Annotated in this window: 11 protein-coding genes; 3 read left to right on the top strand and 8 right to left on the bottom strand. The window is 49.0% G+C overall.

What is annotated here, in order from left to right:
• Window positions 1-1423, bottom strand: a 1423-nt coding sequence (gene speA / locus AC4MRN_RS13635) for a biosynthetic arginine decarboxylase (protein ID WP_491203574.1), incomplete at its 3' end; no start/stop codon positions are given.
• Between the two features lie 290 nt (window positions 1424-1713).
• Here speA and AC4MRN_RS13640 point away from each other — a divergent pair.
• Window positions 1714-2094 (top strand): DUF3224 domain-containing protein, encoded by a 381-nt coding sequence (locus tag AC4MRN_RS13640; protein ID WP_491203575.1) that lies wholly within the window; start codon window positions 1714-1716, stop codon window positions 2092-2094.
• A 12-nt stretch (window positions 2095-2106) separates the two neighbouring features.
• Here AC4MRN_RS13640 and AC4MRN_RS13645 read toward each other — a convergent pair whose 3' ends face one another.
• The 3 genes from AC4MRN_RS13645 to AC4MRN_RS13655 are packed head-to-tail and all read right to left on the bottom strand — an operon-like array spanning window position 2107 to window position 6040.
• A complete protein-coding gene (locus AC4MRN_RS13645) occupies window positions 2107-3195 on the bottom strand; it encodes an S-methyl thiohydantoin desulfurase family protein (RefSeq protein ID WP_491203576.1) in 1089 nt (362 codons plus the stop codon).
• Window positions 3192-4760: a hydantoinase/oxoprolinase N-terminal domain-containing protein gene (locus tag AC4MRN_RS13650; protein ID WP_491203577.1), complete on the bottom strand. Its 1569-nt coding sequence runs from the start codon at window positions 4758-4760 to the stop codon at window positions 3192-3194. Before AC4MRN_RS13650 ends, AC4MRN_RS13645 begins: the two co-directional genes overlap by 4 nt.
• Window positions 4760-6040 (bottom strand): purine-cytosine permease family protein, encoded by a 1281-nt coding sequence (locus tag AC4MRN_RS13655; protein WP_370242708.1) that lies wholly within the window; start codon window positions 6038-6040, stop codon window positions 4760-4762. The genes AC4MRN_RS13650 and AC4MRN_RS13655 overlap by 1 nt, the downstream gene beginning before the upstream one ends.
• A 139-nt stretch (window positions 6041-6179) precedes the next feature.
• Between AC4MRN_RS13655 and AC4MRN_RS13660 the strand changes: the two genes are divergently transcribed.
• Both AC4MRN_RS13660 and glpK read left to right on the top strand, forming a co-directional pair.
• Complete coding sequence (locus tag AC4MRN_RS13660; protein ID WP_475071231.1) at window positions 6180-6680, top strand: Lrp/AsnC family transcriptional regulator; 501 nt, start codon at window positions 6180-6182, stop codon at window positions 6678-6680.
• A 63-nt stretch (window positions 6681-6743) separates the two neighbouring features.
• Entirely contained in the window at window positions 6744-8249 is a 1506-nt protein-coding gene (gene glpK / locus AC4MRN_RS13665) for a glycerol kinase GlpK (RefSeq protein WP_491203578.1), read from the top strand.
• 46 nt (window positions 8250-8295) lie between these two features.
• Here the strand turns inward: glpK and AC4MRN_RS13670 are convergent, their stop codons facing one another.
• From AC4MRN_RS13670 to AC4MRN_RS13685, 4 genes are all read right to left on the bottom strand, one after another.
• On the bottom strand, window positions 8296-9669 hold the full coding sequence (locus AC4MRN_RS13670) for an NAD(P)(+) transhydrogenase (Re/Si-specific) subunit beta (RefSeq protein WP_491203581.1): 1374 nt from the start codon (window positions 9667-9669) through the stop codon (window positions 8296-8298).
• Window positions 9670-9696: 27 nt separating this feature from the next.
• Window positions 9697-9981 carry an NAD(P) transhydrogenase subunit alpha part 2 gene (locus tag AC4MRN_RS13675; RefSeq protein WP_073317753.1) on the bottom strand — a complete coding sequence of 95 codons (285 nt, stop codon included), beginning with the start codon at window positions 9979-9981 and terminating at the stop codon, window positions 9697-9699.
• Between the two features lie 3 nt (window positions 9982-9984).
• Window positions 9985-11142, bottom strand: coding sequence for an NAD(P) transhydrogenase subunit alpha (locus tag AC4MRN_RS13680; protein ID WP_491203579.1), 1158 nt, complete (start codon window positions 11140-11142; stop codon window positions 9985-9987).
• Between the two features lie 561 nt (window positions 11143-11703).
• Window positions 11704-14565 carry a M16 family metallopeptidase gene (locus AC4MRN_RS13685; RefSeq protein ID WP_491203580.1) on the bottom strand — a complete coding sequence of 954 codons (2862 nt, stop codon included), beginning with the start codon at window positions 14563-14565 and terminating at the stop codon, window positions 11704-11706.
• Window positions 14566-14973 lie beyond the last annotated feature (408 nt).

Raw genomic sequence — 14973 nt, forward strand, 5'->3', positions numbered from 1 at the left:
TATCAGCTGCCGATTGGAATACCGAGAAGTTACACAGGTACTGCGACGACAAGCTGTAATCCAGCTCTTGTAACTCTTCCGGCACGTACTCTGCGTTCGCATAGTAGGTTTGTAAGCGCGAGATAATCTGCCAGTACAGGGTTTCTATTTTAGCCAGCTCTTCCAGCGACAAGACGCGCAGTTTAAAAGCATCCAGTGCCTGCTCTTTGTATTGCGATGCGTCGTTATACACTTCCTGCATATTGGTTTGCTGATCAAAGCTCTCAGCCATTTCACGCATGTTGCTCACGAAGATATGCTCACCTTCGTTCTCGCTGGTGTCGACTTCCGAGCTGTTAGATCGGATTTCACCCACAATCTGGGTGATTACGCAGCTGTGGTGTGCGGTAATAGCACGGCCACTTTCGCTTACCAGATTAGGGTGCGGTACACCTTCCAGATCACACACTTCTTTCATGCCATAAACAACGTCTGACACGTATTCCTGCATGGTATAGTTACGCGACGATTCACTGGTAGACGCCGTCCCATCGTAATCGATGCCCAGGCCACCACCCACATCAACGAAGTCCAGCGGGAAACCCATTTTATGCAGTTCAGCATAAATGCGGGCACCTTCAGAAATAGCCTCTTTAACAGAACGAATGTCAGTAAGCTGGCTGCCAATATGGAAGTGAAGCAGTTTCAGGCAATGGGCCATACCTTCGTCTTTCAGATACCGCGCCGTGTTGATGATCTCAGAAATCGTCAGACCAAATTTGGCGCGTTCGCCGCCTGAACTTTCCCATTTACCACGGCCTTTCACGGTCATTTTGGCGCGTACACCAATGATGGGCTCTATTTGCAATTCTTTGGCAATACGCACCAGCAACAGGAGTTCAGAGTACTTTTCAACTACCACTACCATGCGGCGACCCAGCTTGCGACCCAATAACGCCAGGCGCATAAACTCTTCGTCTTTATAGCCGTTAAGCACGGTGAGTGAGTCTTCGTTGGTGTTCATAGCCAACACAGTCAGCAGTTCTGCTTTTGAACCGGCTTCCAGCCCGTAATTAAAGGGCTCACCTGCATCAACGATCTCTTCTACCACTTCACGCATCTGGTTTACTTTAACCGGATACACGCCGTTGTATTCAGCCTGATATTCCGCTTCGGCAATGGTGTTTTTAAAAATAGTATTCAGGTTAGCAACCTGAGAACGCAGTACGTCGTGGAAACGCACTACCACAGGTAACTGCACACCTTCTTGCAGAATTTCATCGATTACCGCTTTAAAATCGATGCGCACGGACGGGTCCGAAGGATTCGGCACCACGTGCACATTACCGTTGTCACCGATCTTAAAATAACCACCGCCCCAGCGCGATACGCCGTAGATGCGTTCAGCTTCTTCGATCGACCAGTCTGACGAGAGTCCAACCATGATGTACCTTATATAAATCGCCTGTCCGCAGGGCAAAAAATGCGTACAGAATATTGCTTAAAAATTGTCGCGTATTATAACGACCTTTACTTGCAGTGCTATGACAATTTCACTGTTTTTCAATACGAAAAAAAGCCCGTTATCGATTCACTTTTGCAAATAAACCGAAAGTCATTGACTATTTTTTACCCGCCACCGTAACATGGATCAAACGATAAGTCTTTGAATCTGGCATAGAAGTCGGTACACAGGCAATGCAGAACGTTAGTTGACCGACAAGGAGTACGACAATGCAGCGGATAATTGGTGAGTTCACCGTAGAACTGACTCCTCAGCAAGATGAAAAAGCCATGGGCCGCATGTTGCTCAGCAAAGCCTATAGCGGCGACCTTCGCGGGAATAGTTTTGGCCAAATGTTGAGTGTGCGAACGGATGAACCTGGCTCTGCTGGCTATGTAGCCATAGAGACAGTGACCGGCTCATTGGCCGGCAAGAACGGGACGTTCTCTCTGCAGCACTCGGGTATTATGAGCCGCGGCGAACAACAGCTGACGATTGTAGTAGTGCCTGACTCCGCTACCGGCGAATTAACGGGATTGTATGGCAATATGCAAATTCAGAATGTCGACGGAAAACACTTCTACGACTTCGAATACGCCTTTGCAAAGTAGCCGTGCTTGCCGCTAGTCCAGCGGCACATAGTCATTATCAAAACCGAAAGCTCGCGGCGACACTACTTTCAGCGCAGCCTCTGTGCGATAAAAAGCCGGACAGCCCACCGCCAGTACGCCTACACGTTGGCCAAACTTCAAACGTTCTGCGTTAATGGGTTCAGACGTATCATAATCCACTACCACAATTAAATCCGGCACACTCGCCAGTACTTTATCGTTTTGCGTCGCCAGCAGATACTCATTCTTAATGGCTATATTTAGTGGCGCGTGGATATTATCGAAGTCTTCTATGATCGCAGAACCAACATCATATCCCCCAGTAATACGCGTAGATTTGTCGACCACTTTACCGGTGAAAAGCAACTCACAACGCCCGTACACGGATCCGCTGAACAGTGCCTGTAACGGCTCAACGATCTGCGCTACCGGTCCTCGTTTTTCCATTAACAAGCGACCAAGTTGTATGGCAAAACTCAGTGAGCCTGGAATAATCGCTTGTTTTATAAACGCGCCTGTCATTGGGTGTTCAGCTGCCGTGATCATACCTCCGGCTGACATCGCAAACGCGCGAATATGGCGTTCATAAGTAGCCGTGTCTGATGTGTTAAACGAAGCAGTATTTCCAGCGTAATCCCTTGCCACTGCGGGCGTGGGCTTTGCACCTGCAATTGCATACGTCATCATTTGGGCTTCTGGCAGCGCTCTTCCCATGCCATCCCCATCAACAACCGGTAAACCTCTCCCGGCAGCAGCCATAATGGGCAACAGCGAATTCCCACCTCCTACTTCAAACGAAGCAACCACATCAACCGCTTTTTGAGTGTGTGTCTCAAATGCAGTGAGTGTCTCACTTGCTTCATCAATGGAAGGCAAAAGTTCGAGGCTGACAGTGGGTGCTCCGACGGCGCCTAAAGCCACAATATTGGCGTCATCGTCAAGATCATCGACCTGAATGAGCCTGACCGGCCCAAATGTCTCTAGCGCCTGCTTTGTAAGCAGCATGGGTAAATACGGATCGCCACCGCCGCCGGTGGCTAAAAACACAGAGCCCAGACTCAGTGCATCAAGGTCTTCAACCCCGATTGTATTCAGTATCATGCGGTCACCTCCCGACGCCCTGATAGCGCATTTAACTCACCGACCACTTTTACCCTTACTCTCGTGACTTCTCCGTCCATATACGGCACTTCAGTTTCCTCAATGTCCAGGATCCGAATAGAGTCAGGACAGGCTCCAGCATTACACGCGTGTTTTATAGCCAGTGACTTCACTTGCTCCAGGGCAGGCTCCCGGCCGAGGCTGCGATACGACATCAAGCTTTCTGCTTCACCACCTACTTGCGCAATGGCAGCACCAATAGCATTGGCAACACCCGCATACTCAGGTCGCACTGTCTCAGACGCTGACGCTAAATCTCCATTCACCAGTATTGCTCCTCCTCCCACTAAAATAACGGGTACGGGCTTGGCATTGGGTTTCATCATATCGATATTGCGATCCAGCAGGGCTTTCATTGTATTTAATGCCTGCTGAACCAATGAATCAGGCAGCGCCAGTGAGTGAGCGTGCGGCCCAATAGCAACATAACCTGCAGCCACTGCAATATCGGTGGTCGTTAAGGTGTTACCCCCAAAGACTCGGGCTTCGGAGACCAGTTTATGACCGCATGACTGAGGGCCAATTTGGTTGCCGTCCGCAGAAACAATACTCCCTCCGCCCAAACCTACAGCGCGAACATCAGGCATGCGGAAGTTGGTGCGTACACCGCCAATATCCACTACCTGTCCGGACTCACGGGGAAAACCATTCTGCAGTACACCGATGTCAGATGTAGTGCCACCAATGTCCACCACCAGCGCATTCTCAATGCCTGTTAATTTGTAAGCGCCGCGCAATGAATTCGTTGGCCCGGAAGCAAAAGTCAGTGCAGGAAATCGTTTCACAAAATCGGTATTCATCAAAGTGCCGTCGTTCTGGCTTATGAACATCGGGCACCGTAATCCCAGCTGTTGCAGTGCTTGTTGAAAGGCAGAAACAACCCGATCGGCAAAGGGCAATAGTGCTGCATTCAGGATGGCTGCATTTTCACGCTCCAACAGGCCAAGACTGCCCATCTCATGTGACAACGTTACGCGAACATGAGGTAGGGCCTTCTGTAACCTGGCCTTCATCATCTTTTCAGGCGTAGCGTCCATGGTCGAGAAGGCTGACGAAATCGCCACACACTGGATTTGTCGCTGCTGAATATCTGCAATAATCTTATCGAGCTCCTCAAGCTTCACCTTGGCGAGAGTGTTACCGTCATAAAGAAAACCACCGTGGCAGGTATAGACATGGCGCCCAACAGCATCAGCAATATCATCAGGCCAGCCAGTTAACGGCGGACAGCCCTTTCCACTAGGTAGCGCAAGTCTGATGGCAGCCACCGGGCACAGTTCTCTGCGTTCTATTACAGCATTGGTAAATTGCGTGGTGCCAATCATGACGGCATCAATACCGTGGCTGTCTTCCAACCCACTGTCTTCGAGCAATTTTTTGATAGCATTTACGATGCCCGACGTCACATCCGCTGTAGTCAGTGTTTTATTTGACGACAACACCGTTGACGCGTCTAACAACACGGCATCAGTATGTGTGCCGCCGACATCAATACCTATACGCATTAGTTGTTCTCCAGAATAGCCGTGCCGGTTGGTTTAATAACGCTACCCACCCAATACAATAGGGTGGCCAGTAACAATGCATCTATAGCCGTAATTTCCGTAATGCCGGGCAATGCATAAAACAAACTCATATTCGCGTAGCTTGCGCCCGCTACCCAGGCCACTACTGCCGGCAGATTCAGGTTAACCACGCGAGCACCTGCGCTATAAGCTTGTGACCTGATTCTATGGACATCCAACGCAACGATGCCGGCCACCGGAATAAACAACGCCGTAAGAATGGATAAAAACGTGATGAAGTGGTCAAGAATATTGAAGAAGGCGGCGAGCATCCCTAAGCAACCCAATACCACTGAAATAACATTCGCACTCACAGCTGGTAAATTAACGCTTACTGCGAGTTGAGCACTATAAATATTGAGGGAGTTAAGCACCCAACTGCCTGCAATAACAATAAGCAATGCCCAACTACCCAGCCCCATCGCCATAATGATGTTAAGAATATCCCGGGAACCGAATGCCACGGCAGCATAAGCTGCAATGAGCAGCACCGCCGACTGGGCAATAAAATAAGACCAAAAAGCGGTATATACGCCACCACGGCGTTGGCGGGAAAATCGCGTGATGTCAGGGAGTATAATGGCGCCGATGATAATCACGCCCACTATCATATTTACACCGTCGCTTATGGTGTGAGAGATGTGCGAATGACTTTCCGTTAGCGCTGAAACGGGGGCCATGCCAAACGCCAGCCAGAGTAAACCTATACCAAACGCCACCATAACAGGCACCAGCCAGGTAGAAAGCCGGTTTATCATGGAAAACCCAAACAAGGTTGTTCCCACCATGGCTATACCAGCAATGGCCTCAATCACGGTAGCACTAACAGGGTCGGTGTTATCGCCCCCGATGACTTGCATAATCGAAGCTGAAAACAAGTCTAGATTTACCCCAAACCAACCCACTAATGACAAGGCAAACAACAAATTCAGCATCGCTGCTCCGCGCTTACCAAAAGCGCGCTGAACTAACATGTAAGAATTTTTACCGGTGGCCGCCCCAATATCCCCCATTAGCCCGCCAATAAGCGTAAGCAGCACCGCGCCTATGCCCATAGCAATAAATGCATGCTGCCAGCTCAGCGCACCAAAGAGCTCAATTCCGGTAACAAAGGTGGGAATGGAAAAGCTGACCATTGCCGACACGGAAGCCACTCGGGGCCAATTCACTTTTTGTTCTGGTTGCACTGACTGTGTATCAGTATCGTAAGGAGGCTCCACGCACATTCCTGCTGTGATGACTAGTTGTTACCAGTGTAAGGAAAGTGCATCAAAATTTCTTCGCGAAGTCAGTAGCATTGCAAAAACTCGCTTTTTCAGTACAGTCGTCAGACAAAAGAATGTTTTGCAAAGGGCAATTGTGGCTAAGCGTATTATTAAACTCGACGAATACAACAAGAAGATTCTCGCTATCGTCCATAAGGAAGCCGATCTGTCGAACCAGGAGTTAGCTGAACGAGTGGGACTGTCTCCCAGCGCCTGCTTTCAACGTAAAAAGGCATTAAGAGAAGCAGGTTATTTCTTTAATTTTCATTGCGAAATGGACCTGGACAGGATCTGTGAGCACGTGCTGGCCTATGTGGAATTTTACCTCCATAGCAATACCATGCCCTATAAATCCGCGTTTGAATCAGCGATTCAGGCCATCCCTGAATTCATGGATTGCTTACGAATTAGTGGAGACATGGATTATATATCCTTCACCTGCTTCCCCAACCTAACCGCATTAAAGGATGCCTGCGATACATTAAGTGCCAATGACTCACTCGGTATCAAGCGTATAGAAATCCGTCCGATTCTGGAGCGAACCAAATGGTATTTGGGCTATCCGCTGGAAAAGCTTAAGTGGCTGGAAGACTAGCCCACTGGCATAGCAACGCGAATCCTTCTACACTCAAAAAATAACAATAACGACACAATCACTATGTCTATTAACACTGCGACCAATCCGGCAACAGGGTACATAGCTATTGATCAGGGCACCACGTCCTCGCGGGCTATCCTGTTTGATGTACACTTCGCAATCATTCACATTGCGCAACAGCCCTTTGACCAACATTACCCCAAAAACGGCTGGGTTGAGCACGACCCGGAAGCCATTTGGCAGACCGTACATGCCGTTACGCAGGAGGCATTAAGCGCCGCGCACTCTAAGGGAATGCAAGTGAAGCACATCGGTATCGTTAACCAGCGCGAAACTACGCTGGTCTGGCACCGTGAAACCGGCAAATGTGTTTACCCGGCCATTGTATGGCAAGACCGGCGCACCCGGGATATCTGCAAAGGTCTGAAACCGCACGAGCAGATGGTTCAGTCAAAAACCGGGCTGCGGCTAGACCCGTATTTCTCGGCCACCAAAATCAGCTGGATCCTCGATAATGTGCCAGGCGCGAGAGAGCAGGCTGAGCAAGGCGAGTTGCTCTTTGGCACCGTTGACAGCTTTTTGATTTGGCGGTTAACAGAAGGGCGAGTGCATGCTACCGACGTCACCAACGCGAGCCGTACCTGCTTGTTTAATATCAACACCACAAACTGGGATCCTGCACTGCTGTCTTTGTTTAATGTCCCCGCTTCCATATTACCTACCGTAAAAGACTGTGCGGATGACTTTGGTATCACCACACATTTTGACGCCCCTCTTCACATCAGCGGTGTAGCGGGCGATCAACAGGCTGCGCTAATAGGTCAGGGCTGTGTACAGCCTGGTAACGTAAAAGCTACCTATGGCACAGGCTGCTTTGCCCTGGTAAATACGGGTACACAATGTGATATTAATCAGCATAACCTGCTCACAACACTGGCTTACCGCATTAAAGGGCAGACTCACTACGCTGTTGAAGGGTCGATTTTTATTGCAGGCGCAGCGGTGCAGTGGTTGCGAGATGGCATTCAGTTGATCACACACGCTGCCGACTCTGAACAGATTGCCAGTGATGTTGACAATGAACATGGACTGGTTGTGGTGCCCGCTTTTACCGGACTTGGCGCACCTTATTGGGAGCCCTCTGCCCGGGGCGCTATTTTTGGCATTAGCCGGGCCACAACGGCGGCACACATTGTAAGAGCGACACTGGAGTCAGTGTGTTATCAAACTAACGATCTGCTAGAGGCTATGAGCAGCGGCGATATTCGTCCCAGTGTATTAAAAGTGGATGGCGGCATGGTGGCCAACTCCTGGTTTTGCCAACACCTGGCGAACACCCTGAGCACACAGGTTGTGCGGCCGGTTGTAATGGAAACAACCGCACTGGGCGCTGCGCTGTTGGCGGCTATACAAGCCGGGCAATTAAGCGGACTGGATGCAATTCAAAATGCGAACCCCACCGAGTGCACGTTTAACCCTGAAGGTAACGATGAACAACGTCAGCAACGATTGGCACAATGGAAGCAAGCTGTATCCGCCACGTTACTGATGGCGCAACACGCATAAAAAAGCCATGCATATAGCATGGCTCTTTTTCGAAAGTAAGTATTTACTATTCGTCGCCGAACTCACGAATGATACTGTTAATAGTATCTTTCGCATCACCCAACACCATACGAGTGTTGTCTTTGAAGAACAGCGGGTTGTCGACGCCGGCAAAGCCCGCATTGGCTGAACGTTTCAGCACAAATACCGTTTTCGCGCGATACACCTCGATAACCGGCATGCCGTAAATCGGGCTGCCTTTCATTTCTTTTGCTGCCGGGTTAACTACGTCGTTAGCACCAATAACAATTACCACGTCGTAGTTTTCCATACGCGGATTCACATCGTCCATTTCGCACAGCAGATCGTAAGGCACGTCAGCTTCAGCCAGCAATACGTTCATGTGACCAGGCATACGACCGGCAACCGGATGAATGGCGTACTCAACCGTACAATTGTTCTCTTCCAGCAGCGATTGCAGTTCGCGCACAGCGTGCTGGGCCTGAGCAACGGCCATACCATAGCCAGGCACAACCAACACAGATTGCGCGGCTTCCAGTACATAGAATGCGTCCTGCGCTGCCATGATTTTCACTTCACCTTCGATGGCTTCACCCATCTCAACCGGCTTGGCAAACCCTGACAGTAATACGTTCATTAGCGAGCGGTTCATGGCTTTACACATGATGTTGGTCAGTATCAAGCCAGACGCGCCCACCAGCAAACCGGTAACAATCAGAATTGTATTTGCTACAGCCAGACCTGCGGCACAGGCTGCTACCCCTGAATACGAGTTCAGCAGTGCAATAACAACCGGCATATCCGCGCCACCAATTGAAATGGTTGCCCACACGCCAAAGCTCAAGGCCAGACCTATTGCTACATACAGCCACAATTCATTGGAAGGCTCGGTAGCAAACAAATAGCCAACCGCAACAAAGCCAAGTAAGTGCAGAATGCTAAGTTCGCGCAGACCCGTGAAGATGAATGCCTTCGATGACATTTTGCCTGACAACTTACCCCAGGCAATTATTGAGCCCGAGAACGTGACACCACCGATCAGGATAGTCAGGAAAATAGTGACAAATACCAGTTCATCTGTGGTGGCCATGGTAAGTTGATTCATACCGCTTACAGTTGCCCAGCCTAACAACAGTGATGCTAAGCCACCGAAACCGTTAAACAGCGAGACCATTTCCGGCATTTGCGTCATTTCGACTTTCTTGGCTTTCCACGCACCATAGGCGCCGCCCAGCAAGAAGCCCAATAGGATCCAGTGGTAGCTGATGATCTGCTGATCGATCAGGGTAACCACAACAGCGATAAACATACCAATGGCAGACACAAAGTTACCGCGACGGGCCGTGCCCGGATGACTTAACAGCTTTAAGCCCAGAATAAACAGGGTGGTTGCCACTATGTAGGCAAGATTGATGATCATTGCATTATTACTCACAGCATAATCTCCTTACTTGCCTTGTTTTTTCTTGAACATGCCCAACATGCGGTCGGTTACCATGTAACCCCCCACCACGTTGATACTTGCCAGCGCAACTGCCGCAGTGCCCAAAACCGTTGTTAATGTGTCATTTTCAGCACCAGACGCTACTAATGCACCTACCAGCGTGATACCAGAGATTGCGTTAGAGCCTGACATCAATGGGGTGTGCAAGGTAGCCGGCACTTTACGAATCAGTTCAAAGCCTAAGAATGCGGCCAGTAAAACAATAAAAATCAGGTAAATAGTTTCCATGAGTTATTGCCCCCCGTAAGCATTTTTCAGCATGTCATTGATTACTGCGCCGCCGTGTGTGATCACACTTTGGGCCAGAATTTCGTCTTCCAGATTCAGTTCAAACTGCTTGGATTCGCTGTTAAAGAACTCATCAATCAGATTAAACAGGTTGTTGGCGTACATGTCGGTGGCGTCGGTGGCCACTTGCTGGCTCCAGTGTCCGGTACCAATTACCGTTACGCCTTCTACCTGCACAGTTTCACCTGCTACTGAACCTTCAACGTTACCGCCAGACTGTGCGGCCATATCCACTACGACGCTGCCAGGTTTCATCAGCGCCAGTGTTTCTTTACGAATAAGTACCGGCGGTTTGCGACCGAACAACTGTGCTGTTGTGATCACAATGTCGGAATCTGCAATCGCATCGCGCTGTGCTTCCTGTTGCTTGGCTTTTTGTTCGTCGGTCAGCTCTTTAGCATAACCGTCTTTGGTTTGACCGGTCTCGCCAATATCGATTTTCAGGAACTTGCCGCCCAGCGACTCAACCTGCTCGGCGACAACCGGGCGAGTGTCATACGCCAGCACGTTTGCGCCCATGCGCTTCGCGGTAGCAATAGCCTGAAGACCTGCCACACCTGCACCAATAATAAAGACCTTGGCCGGTTTAATGGTACCGGACGGCGTCATCATCATCGGCAAAATGCTGGGAAGGTTATTGGCAGCCTGCAGCATCATGACATAGCCGGCTAAGCTGGCTTGTGAACTCAGGGCATCCATTTTCTGCGCTCGCGAAGAGCGCGGGATCATTTCAACCGACAGCGTAGATACCTGCTTGGCAGCAAGTTGCTCTACCAGCGACTGTTGAAAGAAGGGATCAATATGACCAATCACCAGGGTGTTTTCACTGAGTTTGGCCAGATGTGCTTCTGATGGGCGATTCACATAGAGCACAATGTCTGCACCCGACAATGCTTCAACACCATCGTCAATGATTGTTGCGCCTTGCTCGGCATAGGCGTCGTTGGTGTAACCTGAACGCACGCCGGCATCAGATTCAATCACAACGTCCAGCCCCATTCGGCTAAGTCGCATTACGGTGTTTGGTGTTACCGCGCACCGACGCTCCACTACCGCTGAATCCACAGCGTGCTTTGCTTCGTTTAGTACTAAGAGTTGCAAGGGTATTCTCCTCTCCTCCGGGCAAAAAGGTCCCTAACCGCGCGTACAGGTACGTCGGCTAAGTCAGTATTTATTTGCTGCCACAAGATGCTTTAATCCATTAACTACAAAATTGTAAAGCGACCTTACTATAAAGCTCACTTATGAATAACAATTATGTAATCTTCCCGTTCTTGTGGTTTTTATTGGAAAGGACTACGGCTTTCGCCAATAATGCATAAATAAAATCGAAAATGAAAGCAAAAATTGCAAGGTCGGGCCTTATATTTCATTTATGGAATGCATTTTACTTATAATTAATATTTATATGATGTGGAAAGAAAATTGTTGCGCGGACACGGTCAATAGCACTTTATGCCGCAGTATAAGACAAGCTCGCAGCGATAAAAGTAGATTTTAATGATGTACTTCAGTAACTAACATAGCAGTTCAAATGCGAAACTTTCATTGCATCTTAGCAGTATATTTCTCATAACTTGGTCGTACTTCGCGGGAATAGAACGAAAAAGCGCCGCTCAATGCGACGCTTTAGTTTTATCTATATGGGGTAAGCCCCGAGGGCTAGTGTTTCGGATTCAACAAAACGGGTTTACCTAAACCAAGCTCGGTGAGTCTTGGCATTTGTGTTTCAGCGTCTCCTACCACTAACCAGATCAGCTTATCGGGATCAGCATACTGGCTGGCCAGTTTGGCAATGTCTTGTTGGGTTATGTTCTGAACCAGCGTCATGCGTTGTTTTACATAATCAGCTTGCCAGCCATAACGACTCACTTTCTCTAACATGGCCAATTTAGCATTCCCGGTTTCAAACTGACGCGCCGCACTTTTTATAAAGTAACTTTTCGTATTTTCCAGATCCTGCTCTGTAAACGTATCGCCATAATCAGCCAGGATTTCTTTCACCAAAGCCGCTGACTCATAAGTCACGTTAGTGCGAACACCCGACGAAATAGTAAATGGCCCGGGTATGTCGGTACCACTAAAGCCCGAACGCACACCATAGGTATACCCTTTACCCTCGCGAAGCGTTTGCATAAGACGCGAGGCAAATCCGCCGCCACCCAGCTTGTAGTTCATTAATGTAGCTGGGTAAAAGTCCGGATCGGTTTCTGCCAGTGCCAGATAACCAAAGCGTAATTCGGACTGTTTTGCACCAGGGACATCGTAGAAATAGAGTGCCGACTCAGGGTGAGATGGGCTTTCAAAAGCCGGCAGCGTCACCGGTTTTGCCGGCCAGGCAGCATTTAACGGCTGTAATGATGCAGTAACTGTGTTGGCGTCGACCGCCCCCACAACATGAAAACTGGCCACAGTGGGCGACAAGTACGCCGCATAATACTGCTTCAGGTCGTCAAGGGTAATAGCGTTAACCGACTCCACAGTGCCCAATGGATTATTCGACAGGATGTGATCTTCGCCAAACAACAGCGTGTAATACTGGTTGTCAGCAATACTGCTAGGGTTAGCACGTTGCTGAGCAATCGTGCTCAGCGCTTCCTGTTTTGCCAGCTCAAACTCTTTTTCGTCCCAACGCGGTTCCAATAGCATTTCTGACACCAGGGCAATGGTCTCATTGTAGTGTTTAGCTAACGTGGTACCGGAAATTGTAATCGACTGCTGTCCGCTGTACACGCTGATGTCTGCACCAAGTAATTCAATGGCTTTCTCCAGTGCTTCCGGCGTTTTGGTTGCAGTGCCTTTTTGCATTAAGGTCGCCAGCAAGCTGGATACACCGACTTTGTCGCTCTGCTCCAGCATCAAACCGCCTTTAAAGGTCAGTTCAAAATCCACCAGAGGTAATTCTCGGGTTTCGATACCGTAAATGCCCAGACCATTGTCTAGTTCAGACTGCCACACCGCTGGCACAGCAGGCACGGGCAAATCTCCGTAAGGAGGCTCAATGGTACGATCAAAGCGTGTGGGCGTTTTGGTATAACCAGCACCTTCGCTCAGGTTAAATGACTCGCCGCGACCTTCCGCCACTATTTTTTCTTCAACCACTTCGGCAGGTGTTGAGCCGGCTAACATCAGCTCGCTCTGCCCCTTGGGCACAAAGCTGGTCGCAATGAACGGCTTTCCTTTCAGGTATTGCTGGTAAACCCGTTGAATGTCTTTGTTTGTTACCGACAAATAGCGCTGCAATTCACGGTTTATGTAGCCCGGATCATCAGCAAAAATGTTATATTGCGCTAACTGAAATGCCTTACCAAGTACGCTCGACAGATTCGCGTAATAGTCGGTTTCAATGCCTGCTTTTATGCGCGTCAGATCTTCATCGCTGATCCCAGTTTGTTCAAATTGCGCAAAAGCCTGTTCGACGCCTGCATAGACATCATCAAGGGGTGTACCCGGATACGCACGCGTGATCAGCATAATTTCACCGGCTAGTTCAGAGTTGCGGTTATACATGCTCACCCCCGACGTGAGCTGTTTGTCTTCCACAATCACTTTGTTGAGCGGTGCGCTTTTACCCTCAGACAGCAATGTCATCAAAATATCCAGTGCATAGGCATCGGGGTGATACAAATCGACACCCGGCCACACAAGACGTAGCTCAGGCAGCTGCGCAAAGTTATCTTCGTAGTATCGCTTAACCGTTTTGTCGAGCGTTGCGGGTCTGTCTGCTAGCGGCGTGATTTCCTCACCACGAGGGATTTCGTCGAAGTACTTGTGTACCCAGGCTTTCGCCTGCTTCGGGTCAAAATCACCGGCAATCACCAGTGTGGCGTTATTGGGCACATACCACTTGTTGTAGAAGTCTTTTACATCCTGCAACGTCGCGTTTTGCAAATCTTCCAACGAGCCAATTACCTGCCAGTTGTAAGGGTGATCAGCGGGGTAGAGGTTTTTACCTACCACGTAATTTGCATGGCCATAGGGGCGATTGTCTGTGCCCTGGCGCTTTTCGTTCTTCACTACCTGCTTTTCTTTCGCCAGTACCTCTTCGGTGACCGTATTAATGAAAAAGCCCAGCTTGTCGGCTTCAGCCCAGATCATTTTTTCCAGTGCGTCGTTTGGCACGGTTTGAAAGTAGTTGGTGCGGTCACGGCTGGTCGAGCCATTGGCGCCAGAGCCGCCAATACGCGAACTCATTTTGTCCAAACCACCTTTACCTAGGTTTTCAGACTCTAAAAAGAGCAAATGTTCGAATAGGTGAGCAAATCCGGTGCGCCCTTCCAGTTCTCGGGCCGATCCCACGTGGAAAGTTAATGCCACTGCCGTAACCGGGTCGGAATCGTCCTGATGGAAGACCACTTCCAAACCATTGTCGAGCACGAATTTTTCGTATTTAACCTCAAATGCAGGCTCTGTAGTTTGTGCGTGAGTAGCAGCAGACTTCTGAGTTGGATTATTGGTACATGCAGTTAATGCTAAGGCGCTAAGCGCAAGTAAAACGGGCGTAATTCGTGTTGACACATTCATTAGGGCACAACTTGTAAAATTATAATCGCTTAAATATAGCAATGGATTAGCCCTAAACCTATTGCTTAAAGATAAGTCGTGTATTTATAGCGATGGGGATGGCCTCAGTGATGACAGCAACTATCTAGCAAACCAAGGAAATCACATGTAACCGTACACATGTGTACACTCTGTTTCATCTAGGTGTACACAACAGGTTTAGTCATTTACGATAGTATCCTTAAGGAAATACTCGAAAGGAATGCCATGAGTAAAAAAAGTAAAACAAGGCGTGACGCGAAGAAAAAGAAGTTAAAGAACAAAAATCATAAGGTAGATAAAAACTTCTCCCCAACTCAGGTTAAATCAGATGTAGGTCCAGTCTTAACTAGCATTGAAAATCCTCTATCCTCGTTGACTCGAGAACAA

Source organism: Marisediminitalea sp., from assembly GCF_984433645.1.